The following is a 20,635-nucleotide window of genomic DNA, read 5'->3' as shown; positions in this document are numbered from 1 at the left end:
ACACGAAGGCATCGGCCGCCTACACGGCCGATGCCTCGTCACGAAACGGTCGATCGCCCCGGCCGCATGCCGGAGCGAAGGCAAGCGTCTTACTGCTTCTTGCCCATCATGCCGAAGCGCTTGCGGAAGCGCTCCACCTTGCCGGTGGTGTCCATGATGTTCTGCTTGCCGGTGTAGAACGGATGCGTGTCGCTGGTCACTTCCAGCTTCACCAGCGGGTAGGTGTTGCCGTCTTCCCACTCGATGGTTTCATCCGAATCGATGGTGGAACGGGTCAGGAAAGCGAATTCGCTGCCCATGTCCTTGAAAACCACCGGGCGATACTGGGGATGAATGTCCTGTTTCATGATCTTGTGACCGTTACCGTTGCAAATCGTGTTCAAATGCCGCTGACATCCAGCGGCGACTTATTGTCGACTAGGCTTCGCGCGTCAGCGCCAGCTTGAGTTCACCGTCGCCGACGTCGAAGGCGGCCTCGACCTCGCCACTCGGCGCCTGGCTGGCTACCAGTTGCCGCGCCAGCGTCTCGCGGGACAGCAGCTCGGCATGCGTTTCGATGGCCGACACCAGATTCGCCGCCTCGGCCCGGTATTCGACCCGAATCCGATCGGCGACATGGAATTCGGCCTGCTTGCGCAGCCGCTGAATGCGGTTGATGACCTCGCGCGCCAGCCCACGCTGGATCAGCGAATCGGTAAGTGTACTATCAAGTGCCACCGTAACGCCATCCTCGCGGCCAACGAGCCAACCTTCGACGCCTTCGGCAGACACCAGCAGATCGCCTTCGCCCAGTTCGACCGCTTCCCCATCGGCGGTTACCGTCAGCGCGTTGTCGCGCAGATAGGCCGCGATCGCGGCGTCGTCCAGTTCGGCCACCGCGGCGGCCACCGCCTTCATCTTCTTGCCGAGCTGCTTGCCGAGCTGCTTGAAGTTGGGCTTGGCGCTGCGCTTGACCAGATCGCCCTCGCCGGCCACGTATTCGATGTCATCGACGTTGACCTCGTCGCGCACGATGGCCGCCACGGCCTCGACGTCGGCGCGCGCCACACCGGGCTCTTCCACGACCAGAATGCGCGCGACCGGCTGGCGTACGTTCAGACCGGCCTCGTTACGCAGGGCCAGCGTGTTGGCCACGATCGCCCGCGCCAGCGCCATGCGGCGTTCGAGATCGGCATCGGTCATGGCCGGATCGGGCGTCGGGAAATCGGCCAGATGAACCGATGCGCGGGCGCCACTCGACTCGGTGACCTGCCCATAGAGCCAGTCAGCGAAGAACGGTGCGATCGGCGCCATCATCGCCGCGGTGTCGGCCAGACAGGTCAGCGTGGTGTGATACGCGGCACGCTTGTCGGCCACTTCGGCTTCCGAGGCATTGCCGCCGGCATCGGCACGCGCGCCGGCCCAGAAGCGGGCCCGCGAGCGCCGGATATACCAGTTCGAAAGCGCGTCGATGAAGCGCTCCACCGCCCGCGCGGCCCGCGTCGGATTGTAGTCGTCGAGCGCGGCCGCGGCCTCGGCGGCGGTCGATTGCAGGCGCGACAGAATCCAGCGATCCAGCTCGGGCCGCTCGGCCACGGCCGGGGCCGGCGTATCCGCGGTGAACCCATCGATGTTGGCGTAGGTCGCGAAGAACGAGTAGACGTTTTCCAGCGTGCCGAACACCTTGGTCCGCGTCTCGCGCAGGCCGCGATCGGCGTACTTGGTGTTGTCCCAGGGCGGGCTGTTGGACAGCATGTACCAGCGGATGACGTCGGCACCATGTTCGTCCAGGGCCTCGAACGGGTCGACCGTGTTGCCTTTGGATTTGGACATCTTCTCGCCGTTGGCATCGAGCAGGAGGCCGTTGACGATGACGTTCTTGTAGGCCGGCGAATCCTTGATCAGCGTGCCGATGGCATGCAGCGAGTAGAACCAGCCGCGGGTCTGATCCACGCCCTCGCAGATGAAATCGGCCGGGAAGTTCGCCTCGAAAATCTCCTGATTTTCGAACGGATAGTGCCACTGGGCGAACGGCATGGCGCCGGAATCGAACCAGACGTCGATGATTTCCGGCACGCGCCGCATGGTGCCGCCATCGGCGGCGGTCCAGGTGATTTGGTCGACCTGCGGCTTGTGCAGATCGAGGCTGTCGTCATCGGCAACCTGATCGCCCGCATATTCCCGCAGCTCGGCAATCGAACCGATGACGACGATGTCGTCAGGGTTGTTGTCGTTCACCCAGATCGGCAGCGGCGTACCCCAGTAACGATGCCGGGACAGCGCCCAATCCACGTTGTTGGCCAGCCAGTCGCCAAAGCGGCCGGTGCCCACATGCGGCGGATGCCAATGAATCCGGTTGTTGTACTCGACCAGCTTGTCCTTGTGCTGCTGGGTCGCCACGAACCAGGACTCGACCGGGTAGTTCATCAAGGGCGTGCCCTTGCGCCAGTCGTGCGGGTAGTTATGCACCGTGACCTGTTGCGAGAACAACAGGCCGCGCTCTTTCAGATCGCGCGCGATCGGCTTGTCGGCATCCTTGAACCACAGCCCGCCGACCAGCGGGAAATCGGCACGGAAATGGCCGTCGCGCTCGATCGGGTTGAACACCGGCATGCCGTATTCGCTGGTCACGCGGAAGTCGTCGGCACCGAAGGCCGGGGCTTCGTGCGCGATGCCGGTGCCATCGTCGGTGGTGATGAAATCGGCCGCGATCACGCGCCAGGCGTGATCTGCCTCGGGATGATCGGCAAAGCAGTCGTACGGCGGCTTGTAGCGCCGCCCGATCAGCGCATCGGCGCCAAAAATATTGAGGATTTCGGCGTTCTCACCCAGCGTGGCCGCGACGCAGTCCTTGGCGACGATATAGACCGCGCCATCCTCGGCGCGCGCCTTGGCATATTCGATGCCGGGGCCGACGGCCACCGCCACGTTGGACGGCATGGTCCACGGCGTGGTCGTCCAGGCCAGGATCGCCACATCCGGCTCGTCCTCGAGGAAGAACTTCACCGTGATCGACGGGTCCTGAACTTCCTTGTATCCGAGGCTTACCTCGTGCGAGGACAACACCGTGCCGGAGCCCGGCGAATACCAGTGAATCTTGTGGCCCTTGTAGAGCAGCCCCTTCTCGTGCAACTGCTTGAGCAGCCACCAGACCGATTCGATGTATTCGTTGGAAAAGGTGACGTACGGCGCATCGAGATCGACCCAGTAGCCAATCCGGCGTGTGAGCTCGTCCCACTGGTTCTTATAGCGCAGTACCGATTCGCGGCAGGCCGCGTTGTACTTGTCGATGCCGTAGGCCTCGATGTCCTCGCGCGAGGACAGCCCGAGCTCCTTCTCGACTTCGATCTCGACCGGCAGGCCGTGCGTGTCCCAGCCGGCCTTCCTGTCGACGCGATAGCCGCGCATGGTCTTGTAGCGGCAGAACGCATCCTTGATGGTGCGCCCGAGCACGTGATGAATGCCCGGCCGGCCGTTGGCCGTGGGCGGGCCTTCGTAGAAAGTGAAGGTCGGGCCGTCGGCGCGCGCGGCCGTGCTGGCCTCGAAAACGCCGGCGTCGTCCCACCAGCGCCGGATCTCGGTCTCGACGGCCGGCAGGTTCAGGGGCTTGTGCTCGGAGAAACCGCTCATGGGCTATGTGTCGATTGGGTTTCGGATCGGCGGAAACCGCCCGTGAAATCACGACAGACGGCGCCACGTCTCGACGGGCTGCCCGCATGCCGCAAGGCGCGACACTATAAACCCTGAACCGTCGCGTTGCACTAAACGCCGTTGAAACGCAAGCCCCGAGCATTTAACGATGGCGGTGCCGACGCCGGGGCGGCACCGGATCGTAGCCGCCTTCGTTGAGCGGATGGCAGCGCAGAATACGGCGAATCGCCAGCCAGCTGCCGCGAATCGGGCCGTGGCGCGACAACGCGACCAGCGCATATTCAGAGCAGGTGGGCGCAAACCGACAGCGCGGGCCGATGAGCGGCGAAATCGCGTAGCGATAGAACAGGATCGGCGCCTGCAGCAAGCCGACGACCACGCGGCGAATCAACGCCGTTATCTGTCTACCGAGTCGTCGTGCCGGCATGGCTTGCGCTTGACTGACCGAATTTACGACCCAACCTTATGCCGATAGCCACCGTTATCGATACCTCGCCATGGATGACCGCGTCGAACAGCTCAAGACCACTTTCGAGATGCTGCCGGACTGGGAAGAGCGCTATCGCTACATCATTGATCTCGGCCGCAAGCTCGAACCGCTGGAAGACGAAGAACGCAACGAAGCAACCCGCGTCCGGGGCTGCATGAGCCAGGTGTGGCTGGTCGCCGACGATACCGACGACGAACGGCTGCATTTCCGGGGCGACTCCGACGCCCATATCGTGCGCGGCCTGATCGGCGTGCTGTTGATGATCTATTCCGACAAGACACCGCGCGAGATCGCCGAAACCGATATCAACCAGATCTTCGCCGATCTGAATCTGGAGCAGCACATCACCATGAATCGCCGTAACGGGCTGTATTCCATGGTAGAGACGATCCAGCGCTCGGCCGCGGAGCGTCTGTCCTCGTAACCGCCGATTGACCCGGCCGAGCAATGCCCGGCCGGATCGACGCGGCTTTACTTGCGCTTGCTGGCGCTGCCGATCGGCACGTGCTTGGCTTGACCCGGCTTCGAAGCCGCCTGATTTTTGCCGCCGGCTGCTTGTGATGGCTGTTGCGTGCCCGACTCGGCCGGCTTGCCGCCGGTGACCTTGGCATCGGCGGCGCTGGCGACCGGCTTCTTATCCCCGGATGCCGGCGCATTCGCTCCATTGGGCTTTTTCGCGGGACCGCCGGCACTCGCGGCCGTGGACCCGGCGCTCTTCGAAGCTGCGGGCTGCGCCGTGGCGGCGCCCCCCGTTGACTTGGGCGCATCACTCTTTGCGGCGCTTGGGCCCGCGCTGCCCGCTGGCTTGCTGCTCGCGCCGGACGACGTCGTGGCGGGCTTCCCCGGCCCCGACAGCTTGGCACTGCTATCGGCTCGGGTGATCTGATCCGGAGACGGCGGGGCCGCGATTTTCTCGCTGTTCAGATCGGCCAGCTTCTCCGCGCCCTCGGACATGTGCTGATACATATCGCGGTAGTCGTCGACCATGCGCGACATGATGGCCGAGGTCTGCTGGAAATGTTCGCGCACGTCGGCCTTGAGTTCGTCGTGCTTCTGTTTTTCCTTGTCCGCAGCCTCGTTGTAGTCGCTCCCGGCGCGGCTGCCGATGAGGTAGCCGATAACCAGCGCGATGACCACGCAAACGGCAAGAATGATGATCATGACTACCGGGCTCAGATTCGCCATATCGCGAGTCTCCTGGAATTTTCGAGTCGGACTTCAGACGTCATATTGGGCGGCTCGCCGCGCAGCGGCAAGGCGACAACAGTCGCAGCCAGCCCAACGACCGCGCCGCACGAGGCTTATTCGTCCGACGCAAGATTCGTGCAAGCGCTTATCCCAGCAGGCGGTTGAATTCCTTGTACATGCAGCGATCCATCACGACATGAATACCACGGGCCGCCGCTTCGCGTGCTGCCTCCTGATGAACCACGCCCTCCTGCAGCCAGAGATTGCGCACGCCTTTCTCGATGCAAAGCTCCACGATCGCGGGCACATGCTTCGGATCGCGAAATACCGTGACCATGTTGATGGTATCGGTCACGTACTTGAGATCAGAGAACGTTTTTAGACCGAGAATCTGGTCGGCGTTCGGATTGACCGGGATAATTTCGTAACCCGCGTCCATCATGCCCTTGGCTACCGCGTACGAGGGGCGACTCGGATCGGGCGACAACCCAACCACGGCGATGCGGCGCACATGAGCCAGGATTTCGCGGATGGTGACGTCGTCTGTGATTATTGGCACTTATTGTTCCTCTGTCGTGAAACTCTCCGGAATACTCCGGCCCGCGGCTTCGAGCGTCCTGCCAATGGACCGCACGAGCGCCTTGTTAACCCAGACCGTCGCCGATCGGTGCTGGAGAGCGACATAGCGCTCGAGCGTGTCGGTATCCACATCGCGATAAACATAGAGCAACATCAGCGGCAGCTGCTGTGCCAGCTTGCGTTGGAGCCCGGCCCTCGTACTCGACAGGATACGCTGAATTTGTGTTTCGTCGACCCGCGCGCCCGGCCCCACGGCCAGATTGCGGGCACGAATCATCGCGCCGAGCAACGTCACGTTGAAGCGCGTTTGCAGGGCCGCCAGATGCCTGTCCCGCACCAGTTGATCCATCAGCCGCAGGCGCCGTTTGCGCTGTTTGCCGGCTGGCTCGTTCTGGAACTGCTTGAACGCGCTGGCGAAGCCTGGCTGGCCGACCTTTCGCTCGAGCGCCATCATGCGGCGAACCAGGGGCTGGTCGAGCGCGCTGGAGGCTCGCACGAGATCGCGAGTGCGGCCTTGTTGACGCGCGGCCTGTGCCAGACGCCGGACAGTATCGTCGACCAGAGCCGAGGGGGCGAACGTTCGATTCACCAGCCGATCAACGCGATGTCGACGCGCCAACGCCACCGAGTGCGGCAGATTGCGATTGAGCGAACCCGATACCGCCGGGGCCGCCTGAGCCAGCAACGCCGAGACGTTGTACACCGATACCAGATGCCGGGCGGCCGCCCGATCCTCCTGCGCCGGATGCAACGCGCATCCGGTGGCGACCAGCGCCAGCGCAAGCAACAACACGATGAGATAGCATCGCCGCGCCCACTTCATCTTTGCCCCGTGCCGTGAACAACTTCGAGACTGTACGCGAAAGCCCGTCGGCTACGTCTGACGTTACGCCCGTCAGCGCGATCGGCATCGACACGCTGCGCCGACTGCTGGCCGAATTCGATCTCGGCGTCACCGAAGTAGCGCTCGACGCCCCGATCCCGGGCAGCTTCTGGGGCGATGCCGAAGCCGGCCTGCGGGGCGATACCCTCCTCGTACGGCCGGATACGCCGCTGCATTCCGCGCTGCATGAAGCGGGCCATTACGTCTGCATGGATCCGACCCGACGCGCGGCCCTGGATACCGATGCAGGTGGCGATTACGACGAGGAAAATGCGGTCTGCTACTGGCAGATCATGATCTGTGACCGCATCGACGGTGTCGATCGCGCCACGATGTGCGCCGACATGGATGCCTGGGGCTATACCTTCCGCCTGGGCAGCGCCGGCGCCTGGTTCGCCGAGGATGCCGAGGACGCACGCGCCTGGCTGATCAGTGCCGGCCTGCTCGACGACGACGCCGACCGGCTGATGCCGGGCGTCCGCACGGCCTGAACGCCGGTTCCGGCCAACCCCGCGAACAACCGGCGACGAAACGGCAACCCGCCCCGCCGCCGCTGACGATTACTTGTTCTTGGCCTGGTCCGCGACGGCCTTGGCTGCCGCTTCGGCCGCTTCGGCGTCGCCGAGATAGGCCGATTCGATGACGTTGAGCTCGTCATCGAGCGTATAGCGCAGCGGAATACCGGTCGGGATATTCAACCCGGTGATTTCGTCGTCGGCGATGCCGTCGAGATATTTCACCAGCGCCCGCAGGCTGTTGCCGTGCGCGGCGACGAGCACGTTGTCGCCCGCTTTCAGCCGCGGCGCGATCGCATCGTGCCAATAGGGCAGCACGCGTTCGAGCGTGAGCTTGAGGGATTCGGTACCCGGCAGGACGCGGGCATCGAGCTTGGCATAGCGCGGATCGTGACGCGGATGCCCCGGATCGTCGAGATCCATCGCCGGCGGCGGCGTATCATAGCTGCGGCGCCAGATGTGAACCTGTTCGTCGCCGTGCTTTTCGGCGGTTTCGGACTTGTCCAGGCCCTGCAGACCGCCGTAGTGACGTTCGTTGAGCCGCCAGTGGCGTTCGACGTCCACCCAGGGCTGGTCCATCTCGCCGAGCGCGAGCCACAGCGTCTTGATCGCACGGGTCAAAACCGAGGTGAAGGCAATATCGAAGCGGATATTCTCGTCCGCCAGCAGCTTGCCTGCCTGCTTTGCTTCTTCACGCCCCGTATCGCTCAGGTCGACATCGACCCATCCAGTGAAACGATTTTCCAGATTCCACTGACTTTGTCCGTGGCGCAGAAGTACCAGCTGGCCGGCCATGACCTCTCCTTCGATGATGGGTAACGAGCACGCAGATTACCACGCGCACAGGCCGGGTCAGCTGTTGTCGTTCTCGACATAGAGGATACGAATATCGTGCTGGATGCCCCAGTCGCGCGCCTTGGCGACATCGTGGCCCATGTAGATATCGATCTTGTTGGTCCAGCGCGCGGCCATCTTGTCGCGCACGACGTAGATCCCCGGCAGGCCCTGAATCTTGACCTTGGTGCCGTGAGTGAGACCTTTTTTGATCAGATCGCGCGAGACCGCGATCGCGTGCATTCCGGGCTTGAGCACGTCACCCCAGGCCGCGACCGATGGGTCGTGCTTGGTGGTCTGTGAAGCTACGGAGTTGTAGGCCGATGCGGCCACGCTCAACGTTTTCCACTCAACGGATTCTGCGTTGGCAACACCACAACTTATCAGCAGCAGCAAGCCCGCACAGGCAGCGGCGCGTACCTTTCGGCGCATATCCGGTCCCTCGGCTGTTCGCGAGCGCGGGATTATAATCAGTCAAACTGAACAGGGCCTGTCTGCGACCTGCAGATTGACGAAATCCGCAATGCGATCGAGCTCGTCGCCCTTGAAGCGAAGCGCTGCAGCAAGGGGCGCAAGCAGCATGACATGGTTCACGCCCGGATAGATTTTCACTTTGGCCGATCCGCCGTCTTCATTGACCTTCGCTGCCAGATTCGTCGTATTTTTGGGCAGAACCGTGGTATCGGCGCCCCCATGCAGCAACAGCATCGGCGGCTCGTTGCCGTCCACGAAATGGATCGGCTGCGTGCGCGGCCATTCCGACTTCGGCGCGAAAATCTTCTGCAGCGCCGGGTCCTTGATCGGCAGGAAATCATAGGGCCCGGACAGGCCGATAAAGCCCGACAGATCGCGCACCGAGGCACCGGCGTCGTTTAGATACGTAGCGTTGGTCGCCAGCATCGCGGCGATATGCGCGCCCGCTGAATGGCCGGCCACGAACAGATGACAGGCATCGCCGCCGTAATCGGCGATATGGGCTCGAGTCCAGGCGACGGCCGCCGCACCGTCGTCGACAAAGGTCGGAAATTTGACCTGGGGATATAGGCGATAGTCCGGCAGCACCGCCGTAATACCGCGCGAAGCTAGCGCTTCGCCGACAAACCGATAGCCGTCCTTGTTGCCCGTCTGCCAGCTGCCGCCATAGAAGAACACCACCACCGGATGCCCGGGCGCAGGCTTGTCCGGCGCATAGACATCGAGTTTCTGGCGCGGCTGATCGCCGTAGGCGATATCCGAATGCCGGTCGTAGCCCCAGCGGGGCACCAGCGTATTGACCCAGAACTGGCCGGAACAGGCAGCCAGCAGCGGCCCGAGCAGGCTCACGGTCGCCGCCCGCATGAGACGCTGACGCCCACGACGGCTCACGTCATGGTCACGAATTCTTCCGCACTGGTCGGATGAATGGCCACGGTATCGTCGAAGTCTCGCTTGGTGGCGCCCATCTTCACCGCCACCGCGAAGCCCTGGGTCATCTCATCGGCACCATCGCCGATGACATGCGCGCCGACGATCTTTTCGTCCTCGCCAACACAGACCAGCTTCATGTCTGACGGCGTTTTTTCGTCGAGCACGCCGTGGTATAGCGCCACGTAATGGCTGGTGTAGATCTTCACGGCGTCGTCACCGTAGGCCTCGCGCGCCTCGGCTTCCGACAGCCCGACGGTGCCGATCGGCGGATGCGTGAATACCACCGTGGGAATGTTGTGGTAGTCCAGCCGTCGATCCGGCATGCCGCCGAACAGACGATCCGCCAGACGGCGCCCGGCCGCGATGGCCACCGGGGTAAGTTCGATGGCGCCGGTGACATCACCCAGCGCATGGATACCCTCGACCGGCGTGTCCTGCCATTCGTCGACCGGCACCGTGCCGTCGGAATGCAGCTCCAGGCCGGTGTGTTCGACACCAAGGGCTTCGGTGTTGGGTACGCGCCCGATCGCCCAGATCAGTTCGTCGAAACCGCCGATCGTGCTGCCGTCCTCGAAGCGCGCAATGATGCCGTCGTCGCCTTCGGTGAGTTCGGCCACCTGGCGCTTCATGTGAATATCGATGCCGGCCGCGCGCATGCGCTCGATCAGCGTCTCGCCGAGCATGGCGTCGAAGCCAGCCAGCACGTGATCCTTGCGTAGCAGCAGGGTGACCTGGCTGCCGAGCGCGTTCAGCACGCCGGCCAGTTCACAGGCGATATAACCGCTGCCAACGATGGCCACGCGCTCGGGGCGCTGCGTCCAGGTGAAAAACCCGTCCGAATCGGTCCCGAGCGCGGCGCCCGGAATCTCCGGCCAGCGCGGCTTGCCGCCGGTGGCGATCAGGACATGCGTCGCGCTGATCTGCCGACCGTCGACCTCCACCGTCCGGGTATCGACGAAATGCGCCTCACCGGCGACGTATTCCACGCCGCTCTTGTCCAGATTGCGGTCGTAGATGCCGTTCAGGCGCTTGATGTAGGTCTCGCGATTGGCCACCAGCTTCGACCAGTCGTGATCCTGGGGCACCGCGTTGAAGCCATAGTTGTGGGCATGAGCGGCATGGGTCGCGAATTCGGCGGCATGCCACATCACTTTCTTGGGCACGCAGCCGACGTTGACGCAGGTGCCACCCAGACGGCCCCGTTCGACGAGCACGACTTTCGCACCGTAGGACGCCGCCCGGCGTGCCGTGGCGATACCGCCGGAGCCACCGCCGATCACGAGCAGATCACAAGACTCGGACATGGTTTATCGTCCATCATTCAATCGAATGCGAGCATTGTAGGCACGCCGCGACAGCCCCGACCAGCGAGGCAGGGCTCTTGATTGCGGCCCTACGCGCCGCATCATCATCGGATTAACGACAACGGCCGACGAGACGATCCATGAGCGCAGTGACTGAACCCGCCGACAATCCGCTTCTCGAGATGCTGGAGACCGGCGAGCTGCCGGATTTCGAACGGCTGGCCCCGGAACACGCGGAACCGGCGGTCGATGCTTTGATCGCCGAGGCGCAGGCCGCGGTCGAGCGCTGCACGACCGACGCGACGGCCACGAGCTGGGCCGAGCTCATTGCCCCGGTGGAAGACGCCGAGGATCGTCTTGAGCGCGCGTTTTCGCCGGTCGCGCACATGCATGCGGTAATGGACTCGCCCAAATGGCGCGAGGCTTACCAGGCCTGCATACCCAAGCTCACGGCGTTCTCTTCGGAAGTCGGCCAGAACACGGCGCTGTACGAGGCCGTGAAGGCCCTGCGCGATGCGCCCGAATTCGAAACGCTCGATGCCACCCGTCAGCGCGTGATCACCGACCGCCTGCGCGATTTCGAGCTGGCGGGCGTGGCCCTGCCCGACGAGGCCAAGGCCCGCTACAAGGAGATCGCCCAGCGGCTGTCGGAGCTGTCCACGGCGTTCCAGCAGAACCTGCTGGACGCCACCCAGATCTGGCAGAAGCACATCACCGATCATGCCGCGCTCGAAGGCCTGCCCCAGTCCGCATTCGACCTGCTGGCCCAGAATGCGGCCAACAAGGACATGGACGGCTGGCTGATCACGCTCGATGCGCCGAGCTTCATCGCCGTACTCACCTACGCCGAGGATCGCGCGCTGCGCACGGAAGTGTACGAAGCCTTCTCGACCCGGGCCTCGGACGTCGGCCCGCATGCCGGCGAGTACGACAACTCGGCGATCATGGACGAGATCCTCGCGCTGCGACACGAGGCGGCCAATCTGCTCGGCTTCGACAACTACGCCGAGCGCTCGCTGGCCCGCAAGATGGCCGAATCGCCGGCCCAGATCGAAGCCTTCCTGCTGGATCTGGCCGAGCGCAGCTTCGCCCCGGCCCGCGAGGAACTGGACGCGCTGACAGCACTCGCGGCCGAGGACGGCATCGACGATCTCGCCGCCTGGGACATCTCCTACTACGCCGAAAAACTCAAGGAAGCCCGCTACGACTTCTCCGACGAGGACCTGCGGCCCTACTTCCCGGCCCCGGCGGTGATCGACGGCCTGTTCAAGGTCACCCAGCGCCTCTACGACGTGAACATCCACGCACGGGAAGACGTACCGGTCTACCATCCGGATGTCACCGTCTACGAGATCACCGACGCCGACGGCAGCTCGCGCGGCGTGTTCTATCTCGACCCGTACGCCCGCGAAGGCAAGCGCGGCGGCGCCTGGATGCATCCATTCCAGAACCGGCGTGTGATGGACGACGGCGGCGTGCAGAAACCGCTGGCGTTTCTCACCTGCAACTTCTCGCCGCCGGTGGGCGGCAAGCCGGCGCTGCTGACGCACGGCGAAGTCACCACTCTGTTCCATGAATTCGGCCACGGCCTGCATCACATGCTGACGCGCGTCGAGCGGCCCTCGCTGGCCGGTATCTCCGGTGTGGAATGGGACGCCGTCGAGCTGCCCAGCCAGTTCATGGAGAACTGGTGCTGGTATCGCGAATCGCTCGACCTGTTCGCGGCGCATTACGAGACCCGTGAGACCCTGCCGCAGTCTCTGTTCGACAAGCTCTCGGCGGCCCGCAACCACATGGCCGGCTGGCAGATGCTGCGCCAGGTCGAGATCTCGTTGTTCGATCTGCGCCTCCATCGCGATTTCGACCCGGAACGCGGCGCCGCCGTGATGGACACGCTCAACCAGGTGCGCGCCGAGGTATCGCTGTTGCCCGCCCCCGCGTTCAACCGCTTTCCACACGCCTTCATGCATATCTTCGCGGGCGGCTACGCGGCCGGTTACTACAGCTATAAATGGGCCGAAGTACTGTCGGCCGATGCGTTCTCGGCGTTCGAGGAAACCGACCTGTTCGACGTCGAAACCGGGCGCCGTTTCCTCACCGAAGTGCTGGAACGTGGCGCTACCCGCGACGCCATGGACAGCTTCGTCGCCTTCCGTGGCCGCGAACCCTCGATCGACGCGCTGCTGCGCCACAGCGGGTTGACCGGGCCGAAAGCGGCCTGATCAAGCCCGACAGGCAACCCGCGCGCCGTCGCCCGGTCTGACGACAGGCCGGGCGACGGGCGCCACCCCATACGCCGCAACGGTTCGCGCGTCTCCCGAACCGTATTCCCGCCCCGCGGCGTCGCGCCCTGCGCGCCTTCGAAACGCCGACAGCTTGCCGCTGACGAGTATCGACTTTCGGATTACAAACGCCCAATCCCGTTTGACACCCTCAAATTATGCTGATATCAAAACTGTAAACGATTACAGAAACAGCTCGGGAAGAGCAGATGACGCCCACGATCAACGACGTGGCCATACGGGCCGGCGTGTCCACGGCCACCGTATCCCGCTACATGGCCGGCGAGAAGATTCGCGCCGAGGCCGCGGTTCGCCGCGCGGTGGAGGAGTTGGGCTATCGGCCGGCGATGGCGGCACGCAGCCTGCGGTCGGGGATTCACTACGTCGTCGCGATGGTGGTGCCCGACATCACCAACCCTTATTTCGCATCGGTGGTCAAAGGCGTGGAATCGGTGTTCCGGTCCACGCCCTACAACATTTTCGTCTGCAACAGCGATGAGTCGCCCGAGACCGAGGAACAGGTCCTGCTGGAGGCGATGAACCGGGTCGACGGCATCATCCTCGCGCCGACCACCGAACAGGACGACACCCCGCTCCAGGTGCTCGAACGGGGCCTGCCGCTGGTCTTCATCGACCGCGAGCTCTCGGGCGGCGATCTCGACAGCGTGCTGGTGGACAACGTCGGCGGCGCCCGCGCCGCGGTTCGTCATCTGATCGAGCTGGGCCATACCGACGTCGCCATCATCAGCGGCCCGCTCAACACGACGCCGGGCCGGGGCCGTTACGACGGCTATCTGATGGAACTGTGCAACGCAGGCATCGAGGCGCCGGAAGCCTATCGCCGAGTCGCCAATTTCCGCGAATCCAGCGGCTACGATGCCATGGAACAGCTGCTCGCGCTCGACAAGCCGCCGACGGCTGTCTTCTGTGCCAACAACCTGATGACCATGGGCGCGCTCAAGGCGCTGCAGGCCAATCGGGTGGCGATCGGCGACGAGATGTCGGTGATCGGCTTCGACGACCTCGACATGGCCTCGATGCTCAATCCGCCGCTGACCGTCATCGACCGGCCGGCGGTCGAACAGGGCGCGATCGCCGCCCGGCTGCTGCTCAAGAGTTTCGCCCACAACGATGCCGAGACGCCGGCCGAGCGCCAACGCATCGTGCTGCCCACACATCTGATCGAACGCGAATCGTGCCGGCCACCGCGAGGCGGTGCGCTCGCCATGAAACACCAGACCAACGGCAGCTGAGCTGCCGACCAAGAATTAAAGAAAAAGCGCGCGGGCTCGAATCCCGCGCCGGAGGAGACAACATGCTAAGCGTTCGCGATCTGTCGGTGCGCTTCGGTGCCGTGCAGGCGCTCAAGGGCGTCAGCGTCGATATCGAACCGGGCACGATCCATGCCCTGGCCGGCGAGAACGGCTCGGGCAAGAGCACCCTGCTCAAGGTGCTCGGTGGCGCCCAGCAACCCACCAGCGGCGAGGTCCGTCTCAACGGCGAACGGGTCGTGTTTTCCGACCCTGCCAAGGCGTCGCGTGCCGGCGTCGGCCTGATCTTTCAGGAACTGAGCCTGTTCCCGACGCTGTCCGGCTACGCCAACATCTTCATCGGCCACGAGCCTTCGCGCCTGGGGCTGATGCGGCTGCGCCAGCTCGCCGCCGAGGCCGATGCCCTGCGCGAACGCCTGGGCTTTCCGGCAGTGGATCTGTCGCGACCGGTCGCCCAGCTCACGGTCGCCGAGCAGCAGATCGTCGAGATTCTCAAGTGTCTGAGCCGCTCACCCAGGATCATTCTGTTCGACGAGCCCACGGCATCGCTCACGCAGAAAGAGGTGCGCCCGGTACTCGACACCATGCGCCGCCTGCGCGACAACGGCTACACGGTGATCTTCGTCTCGCATTATTTGGAAGAGGTGTTCGCCGTCGCCGACCGCGTCACCGTCCTGCGCGACGGGCAGATGACGATGGACGAACAGATCGCGAACGTCGACAACGAGAAGGTTCTGGCCGCCATGCTCGGCCGCACGCTGACCGACTTCTTCCCCGCGGCGGCGGGCGGCACGGACGCGAGCCGGAAAGCGTTCCTGCGCCTGGACGGCATCACTTGCCCGGGCCTCGAGCCGGTCGATCTGGAGATCCAGGCCGGCGAGATCCTCGGCGTCGCCGGCGCCGTGGGCTCGGGCAGCGCGCTGCTCGGCGAAGTGCTGGGCGGACTGCGCCGGCCCACCGGCGGCCGTCTGCAGGTGGCCGGCGAGGAAACCCGGCTGAATTCGGCCGCCCGGGCGCTCAAGGCCGGCATCGCCTATGTACCCGAGGACCGCCGCACCGAAGCGCTGCTGCAGGATCTGTCGTCGGCCACCAACATCAGCCTGCCGCTGATCGCCGCCCCCGACAGCCCGCTCGTGCATCGCAGCGGCTTTCTGCGCCGCCACCGCGAACGCGAGCTGATCGAACACGAGATGGCGCACATGGGCGTACGCCCGGGCGATCCTTCGCTGCCCGCCCGGAATCTGTCCGGCGGCAATCAGCAGAAGCTCGTGCTCGGCCGCTGGTTTCTCTACGACCGGCCCTGCCTGATTCTCAACAACCCCACCAAGGGCATCGACATCGGCTCCAAGGCCGAGATCTATCAGCACATCCGGGATCTGGCCGATTCCGGCCACTGCATCGTCTTCATATCGAATTACAACCCGGAGTTGCTCGGCATATCCGACCGCATCGTGGTGTTCCGCGAAGGGCGGCTGGTGGCCATGCACAACCGGGGCGAAGCCGACGAGAACCTGCTTCTGGACCAGACCATGGGCGATGCCAGCGTCGTCGACGCCTAGCCGCCGTTTTTGGAGGAGATCAATACAACATGACTGCCCAACAAGTAACCAATCCCGCCCACTCGGACATGGCTGAAGGCCGTGCCGGTTCCCCGGCCGCATCGAGTCACGACGCCGCACCGCGCCGCCGATCGATGCAGGCGATGATCTTTCAGCTGCTCAATTCGTCGCTTGTCGCCGCGGCCCTGATCGCCCTGTTCGTGACGTTCACGATCATCTCGCCGTTCTTTCTCACCGAAAGCAACATGCTCACCCTGCTCAATTCGATCGCCGTGATCGCGGTGCTGTCGATCGGGCAGACGTTTGTGATCGTGACCGCCGGCATCGATCTGTCGCAGGGGTCCGTGGTCGGCCTTTCCGGCATCATCGGCGCCCAGGTCATGACCGCCACCGGCAGCATCACGCTCGGCGTGATCGCGGCGATCGCGGCCGGCGTGGTCGTCGGCCTGTTCAACGGCGTACTCACAGCATTCACCCGCGTGCCGGCATTCATCGCCACGCTGGGCACACTCAGTATCGCCGGCGGCGCCGCCCTGCTGCTCACCGGTGGTCAGCCGATCTACCAGCTGCCCGCCGCCTTCAACGACTTCGGCACGGCCGCCATCGGCATCCTGCCCTACATCATGATCGTGAGCATCGTGCTCGCCGTCATCGCCCAGGTGGTGCTGTCACGCACCCGCTTCGGCCGCAGCGTTTTCGCCATCGGCAGCAACCCGCGCGCGGCCCTGCTGTCGGGACTGCCGGTCCGGCTGAACACGGTGATCGTATTCGTGATTTCCGGCGCGCTGTCGGCGGTCGGCGGCGTGCTGCTCACGGCCTATGTGAACTCGGCCCTGCCCACGGCCGGCGCCAATTACGAGCTCGACTCGATCGCCGCGGTGGTCATCGGCGGCGGCAGCCTGTTCGGCGGCCAGGGCGCCGTCTGGGCCTCGATTCTCGGCGTGCTGCTGCTGGGCGTGCTGTCCAATGGCGCCGAACTCGTCGGTGTATCCAGCTACGCCCAGACCGTGATTCTCGGCTGCGTGGTGATTGTCGCCGTGTTCATCGATTCGTTCCGCAAACGCGCGGCCATCTGATTCCCATCCGGCAACCATGCGAGCGCGGCGTCGCATCCGGTGCAATCCAAACAACCCCAGCCGCGAACAACAAAGCAAGAAAACATCCCAGGAGGAGACCATGTACCACCGCAAGCAATCCCGCCGCGCCAGCCGCCGGCTCGCTCTGAGCGCCAGCGCCGCCCTCACCATCGCGGGCACGGCGCTGCTGTCGACCGCGGCCGTCGCAGCCGATACGCCCAAGACCATCGAATTCATCCCGTCGTCCAACGCGACCCCTTACTTCCTTCAGGAATACGAGGGCGTCAAGAAGGCGGCCGCCAAGTACGGCTATCGCACGATCTTCCAGGCGCCTTCGGTATCGGTGCACGTGAGCAAGCAGATCGGCATGGTCTATACCGCGGTGACCCGCCACGTCGACGGCATCATCCTGGTGCCCTACAGCCCGACCGCGCTGTTGCCGCCGGTGAAGAAAGCGATGGCCGCCAATATCCCGGTCATCGCGACCGATTCCACCCTGACCCCGATGAAGGCCGTGTCGTTCACCGGTGTGCCCAACGAGAAGGCCGCAGCCGCCGTGGCCAGGTTCGCGGCGAACGCGGTCCACGGCAAGGGCGAGTACGCCATCATCGACTACAACCTGTCGACCACCTCCGGCCGAGCGCGCAAGAAGGGCTTCAAGGAGGAAATGGCCAAGCATCCGGGGATGAAGTTCGCCGGCATTCAGATCAGCCATTCGCTGCCGGAAAAGGCGATGAAGGAAGCCACGACGATGCTCGAGCGCAACCCGAACATCAACGTGATCTTCGGCGCCAACGACCGCTCCGCGCTCGGCGTCGCCCAGGCGGTCAAGCGCATGCATCTGGAGAACAAGGTGACCGTCGTCGGCTTTGATGCTGACCTGGGTGAAATCGATTACATCAAATCCGGCGTGATCAAGGCTTCGGTGCTGCAGAGCCCGATCACCATGGGCGAAACCGCGGTCGACATGCTGCACCAGGTGTTCACCGGCAAGAAGGCCGATGTCCCGAAATACAAGCCGCTGCCCTACCACCTGGTGACCTCGAAGAACTACTCCTCGCCGGAGTCGGTCAAGGCCATCCAGCAATACATCAAGGACTACAAGAACTGAGCGCGGCCGGATACCGGGCGAACCGCAATAATCGAGGAGACAACATGACCGCACGCAAAGTGATCGAGAACTACTGGCGCATCGAATGCACCCGCAACGTCGACGACATCATGGAATGCTATGCCGACGACGCCGAGATGGTCGTGCCCGGTATGGGCCGGCTGAGCGGCAAGAACGAGATCCGGCGCTTCTACCAGGACAGCGTTGATCGTTTCCCCAAACTGAGCGTCGATATCGTCGGCGCAGTCGAGGACGGCGACCAGGGCGCGTTCGAGTGGCAGTCGCTGTTTCACGATCACAAGGATCGGCCGTTTCCGCTCGAGGGGGTCAACGTGGTTCGCGTCGGCAACGACAAGCTGCAGAGCGTTCACGTGTACTTCGACCCGGCCGAGTTGGGCTGACCCGCCCACGGCCACGCTGAACGCCAGACCGCCCCGGCCTCGATTCCGGGGCGGTCCGGCTTCACGGATGACCGGCACCGCCGACCCGGCAAGCACGCCGCACCGGCGGTGCCCAACCCAGGTATTTCTCCATGACGAGCCCACTTGTCACCATTCTCGGCGCGTTCTTCGTCGATCTTGCATGCCGGACCGAGCGCATGCCCGCCTGGGGCGAAACCCTGCACGGGCGGCATTTCGCGATGGGCCCCGGCGGCAAGGGATCCAACCAGGCGGTCGCCGCCGCCCGCCAGGGTGCGTCGGTGGAACTGATCACGCGCCTCGGTCAGGATCATTTCGCGGCGATGGCCCGCGAGGTCTTTTCCGAAGAAGGCATCGGCCGCCGCCACGTTGGCGAGGATCCCGATCAGCCGACCGGCACCGCCACGATTATCGTCGACGACGAACGCGGCGAGAACGCCATCCTCATCGTGCCCGGGGCCTGCGACCGGCTGACCCCGGCCGATATCGACGCTGCCACAGATACGATTGCCGGCTCCGCAGTCTTCGTCTCGCAACTGGAGCTGCCGGCCGAGACCTGTTTTCATGCCATTGCCGTGGCGGCCGGTAACGGTGTGCCGGTCGTGCTCAACCCGGCGCCGGCCCGGTCGATCCCGCGCGATATCCTCGCCATGGTCGACTACCTGACGCCGAACGAGACCGAAACCGAAGCGCTCGTCGGCCACGCGGTGAATAACCTCGAGGACGCCCAACGCGCCGCCCGTACCCTGCGCGATTGGGGCGTCGCCAACGTCCTGATCACCCTCGGCGGCGAAGGCGTCTATGTCTGCGGCGACGCCTACGAAGGCCGGATCGCTGCCTTCTCGGCCGGCCCACTGCGCGATACCACCGGCGCCGGCGATGCCTTCAACGGCGGCTTCGTCGCCGCCCTGGCCGCCGGCGCCCCGCTGGAGGCAGCCGCGCGCACCGGCTGTGCCGTGGCCGGCCTGTCCGTCACCCGCCAGGGCACGGCGCCCTCGATGCCGAGCCGTGCCGAAACCCGTGCCCTGCTGGAGACTGCATCGTGAGCAAGACTGCCAAGAAACAAACACCGAAATCCGGCGACGAACCGACGGCGCGCGTCACCGCCCGGCCGCAGTTCCATCCCGATAACCGCGGCATGGCGCTGGACCTGGACTGGGTGCGCGACGTGCGCATCAACCTGAGCGCGGTGGAAGCCCGTGCCGCCACGCTGCCCAAGCGCCGCAGCGTGAAAAAGGTCTGGCAGGCGGCCTGGCTGCTGAAAGCCATCTCCTGCATCGACCTGACGACCCTGTCCGGCGACGACACCGCCGAACGCGTGCGCCGGCTCTGTCACAAGGCGAAGACCCCGGTACGTGCCGATCTGATCGAGGCACTGGGCGTCCAATCGCTCGATCTGCAGGTCGCGGCGGTCTGTGTCTACCACGCCTATGTAGAAACCGCGGTCGAGGCACTGGCCGGCACCGGCATCCCGGTCGCGGCCGTGTCCACCGGTTTTCCGGCCGGGCTGTCGCCGTTCGCCGAGCGGGTGGCCGAAATCCGTCGCTCGGTGGCCGCCGGCGCACAAGAGATCGATATCGTGGTCACCCGAGCCCATGTGCTCGGCGGGCACTGGGACGCGCTCTACGACGAGGTTTTGGCGTTTCGCGAAGCCTGCGGCGAGGCGCACATGAAGACCATTCTCGCCACCGGCGATCTGTCCACGCTGCGTAACGTCGGCCGCGCCAGCCTAGTCTGCATGATGGCCGGCGCTGATTTCATCAAGACCTCGACCGGCAAGGAGTCCGTGAACGCGACGCTGCCGGTGGGCCTGGTCATGGCGCGCTCGATCCGCGACTACCATGAGCGCACCGGCATGCGTGTGGGCCTGAAACCGGCCGGCGGCATCAGCAAGGCAAAGGCCGCCCTCGACTGGCTGGCCATGATCCGCGAGGAACTGGGCCGCGAGTGGCTCGACCCGGGCCTGTTCCGCTTCGGCGCGAGCTCGCTGCTCGGCGATATCGAGCGGCAACTGGAACATCACGTCAGCGGCCGCTATTCGGTCGACTACCGGCATCCCGTGGCCTGAGCCCGACGGCCAAGCCTGG

20 protein-coding genes are annotated in these 20,635 nt (G+C 64.6%); 10 read left to right on the top strand and 10 right to left on the bottom strand.

Annotated elements, in window-relative coordinates; genetic code table 11:
* Positions 1-89 precede the first annotated feature (89 nt).
* The 3 genes from C41B8_RS15335 to yidD all read right to left on the bottom strand — a co-directional run bounded on the left by C41B8_RS15335 (position 90) and on the right by yidD (position 4,057).
* Positions 90-347, bottom strand: a complete 258-nt coding sequence (locus C41B8_RS15335; protein ID WP_037340160.1) for a type B 50S ribosomal protein L31 — start codon at positions 345-347, stop codon at positions 90-92.
* Between the two features lie 70 nt (positions 348-417).
* Positions 418-3,609, bottom strand: coding sequence for an isoleucine--tRNA ligase (ileS, locus tag C41B8_RS15330; RefSeq protein WP_037340154.1), 3,192 nt, complete (start codon positions 3,607-3,609; stop codon positions 418-420).
* Between the two features lie 163 nt (positions 3,610-3,772).
* Positions 3,773-4,057: a membrane protein insertion efficiency factor YidD gene (gene yidD, locus C41B8_RS15325; RefSeq protein ID WP_051883637.1), complete on the bottom strand. Its 285-nt coding sequence runs from the start codon at positions 4,055-4,057 to the stop codon at positions 3,773-3,775.
* A 70-nt stretch (positions 4,058-4,127) separates the two neighbouring features.
* Here yidD and C41B8_RS15320 point away from each other — a divergent pair, with 70 nt between their 5' ends.
* Positions 4,128-4,544 carry a SufE family protein gene (locus C41B8_RS15320; RefSeq protein WP_037340151.1) on the top strand — a complete coding sequence of 139 codons (417 nt, stop codon included), beginning with the start codon at positions 4,128-4,130 and terminating at the stop codon, positions 4,542-4,544.
* A 47-nt stretch (positions 4,545-4,591) separates the two neighbouring features.
* Here the strand turns inward: C41B8_RS15320 and C41B8_RS15315 are convergent, their stop codons facing one another.
* From C41B8_RS15315 to C41B8_RS15305, 3 genes are all read right to left on the bottom strand, one after another.
* Complete coding sequence (locus C41B8_RS15315; protein ID WP_037340148.1) at positions 4,592-5,305, bottom strand: Z-ring associated ZapG family protein; 714 nt, start codon at positions 5,303-5,305, stop codon at positions 4,592-4,594.
* Positions 5,306-5,453: 148 nt separating this feature from the next.
* Entirely contained in the window at positions 5,454-5,867 is a 414-nt protein-coding gene (locus C41B8_RS15310) for a CoA-binding protein (RefSeq protein WP_037340146.1), read from the bottom strand.
* A complete protein-coding gene (locus C41B8_RS15305) occupies positions 5,868-6,710 on the bottom strand; it encodes a hypothetical protein (RefSeq protein WP_037340144.1) in 843 nt (280 codons plus the stop codon).
* Between the two features lie 14 nt (positions 6,711-6,724).
* Between C41B8_RS15305 and C41B8_RS15300 the strand changes: the two genes are divergently transcribed.
* Positions 6,725-7,261 (top strand): hypothetical protein, encoded by a 537-nt coding sequence (locus C41B8_RS15300; protein WP_198025239.1) that lies wholly within the window; start codon positions 6,725-6,727, stop codon positions 7,259-7,261.
* 69 nt (positions 7,262-7,330) lie between these two features.
* Here C41B8_RS15300 and gpmA read toward each other — a convergent pair whose 3' ends face one another.
* The 4 genes from gpmA to gor are packed head-to-tail and all read right to left on the bottom strand — an operon-like array spanning position 7,331 to position 10,830.
* Positions 7,331-8,080: a 2,3-diphosphoglycerate-dependent phosphoglycerate mutase gene (gene gpmA, locus C41B8_RS15295; RefSeq protein ID WP_037340143.1), complete on the bottom strand. Its 750-nt coding sequence runs from the start codon at positions 8,078-8,080 to the stop codon at positions 7,331-7,333.
* A 57-nt stretch (positions 8,081-8,137) separates the two neighbouring features.
* Positions 8,138-8,551, bottom strand: coding sequence for a 3D domain-containing protein (locus tag C41B8_RS15290; protein WP_037340141.1), 414 nt, complete (start codon positions 8,549-8,551; stop codon positions 8,138-8,140).
* Between the two features lie 42 nt (positions 8,552-8,593).
* Positions 8,594-9,484, bottom strand: coding sequence for an alpha/beta hydrolase (locus C41B8_RS15285; protein ID WP_232226092.1), 891 nt, complete (start codon positions 9,482-9,484; stop codon positions 8,594-8,596).
* Positions 9,481-10,830: a glutathione-disulfide reductase gene (gene gor, locus C41B8_RS15280; protein WP_037340138.1), complete on the bottom strand. Its 1,350-nt coding sequence runs from the start codon at positions 10,828-10,830 to the stop codon at positions 9,481-9,483. Before gor ends, C41B8_RS15285 begins: the two co-directional genes overlap by 4 nt.
* Before the next feature lie 140 nt (positions 10,831-10,970).
* Here gor and C41B8_RS15275 point away from each other — a divergent pair, with 140 nt between their 5' ends.
* The 8 genes from C41B8_RS15275 (at position 10,971) to deoC (ending at position 20,616) form a co-directional block, all read left to right on the top strand.
* On the top strand, positions 10,971-13,052 hold the full coding sequence (locus tag C41B8_RS15275) for a M3 family metallopeptidase (protein WP_037340134.1): 2,082 nt from the start codon (positions 10,971-10,973) through the stop codon (positions 13,050-13,052).
* Positions 13,053-13,321: 269 nt separating this feature from the next.
* The gene (locus C41B8_RS15270) at positions 13,322-14,365 is read left to right on the top strand and encodes a LacI family DNA-binding transcriptional regulator (RefSeq protein WP_051883636.1); all 1,044 of its coding nucleotides are present in this window, start codon (positions 13,322-13,324) and stop codon (positions 14,363-14,365) included.
* A gap of 62 nt (positions 14,366-14,427) precedes the next feature.
* Positions 14,428-15,942: a sugar ABC transporter ATP-binding protein gene (locus C41B8_RS15265; RefSeq protein WP_037340129.1), complete on the top strand. Its 1,515-nt coding sequence runs from the start codon at positions 14,428-14,430 to the stop codon at positions 15,940-15,942.
* 29 nt (positions 15,943-15,971) lie between these two features.
* Complete coding sequence (locus C41B8_RS15260) at positions 15,972-17,018, top strand: ABC transporter permease (RefSeq protein ID WP_084189081.1); 1,047 nt, start codon at positions 15,972-15,974, stop codon at positions 17,016-17,018.
* A gap of 100 nt (positions 17,019-17,118) precedes the next feature.
* A complete protein-coding gene (locus C41B8_RS15255) occupies positions 17,119-18,129 on the top strand; it encodes a sugar ABC transporter substrate-binding protein (protein ID WP_051883635.1) in 1,011 nt (336 codons plus the stop codon).
* Positions 18,130-18,173: 44 nt separating this feature from the next.
* Positions 18,174-18,530 carry a nuclear transport factor 2 family protein gene (locus C41B8_RS15250; protein ID WP_037340125.1) on the top strand — a complete coding sequence of 119 codons (357 nt, stop codon included), beginning with the start codon at positions 18,174-18,176 and terminating at the stop codon, positions 18,528-18,530.
* A 131-nt stretch (positions 18,531-18,661) separates the two neighbouring features.
* Positions 18,662-19,594, top strand: coding sequence for a ribokinase (gene rbsK, locus C41B8_RS15245; protein ID WP_037340123.1), 933 nt, complete (start codon positions 18,662-18,664; stop codon positions 19,592-19,594).
* Between the two features lie 92 nt (positions 19,595-19,686).
* A complete protein-coding gene (deoC, locus tag C41B8_RS15240; RefSeq protein WP_037340184.1) occupies positions 19,687-20,616 on the top strand; it encodes a deoxyribose-phosphate aldolase in 930 nt (309 codons plus the stop codon).
* Positions 20,617-20,635 lie beyond the last annotated feature (19 nt).

Source organism: Salinisphaera hydrothermalis C41B8 (assembly GCF_000732535.1).
In the GTDB taxonomy this organism is placed as follows: domain Bacteria; phylum Pseudomonadota; class Gammaproteobacteria; order Nevskiales; family Salinisphaeraceae; genus Salinisphaera; species Salinisphaera hydrothermalis.
This window is presented reverse-complemented; position numbering and strand designations above follow the sequence as displayed.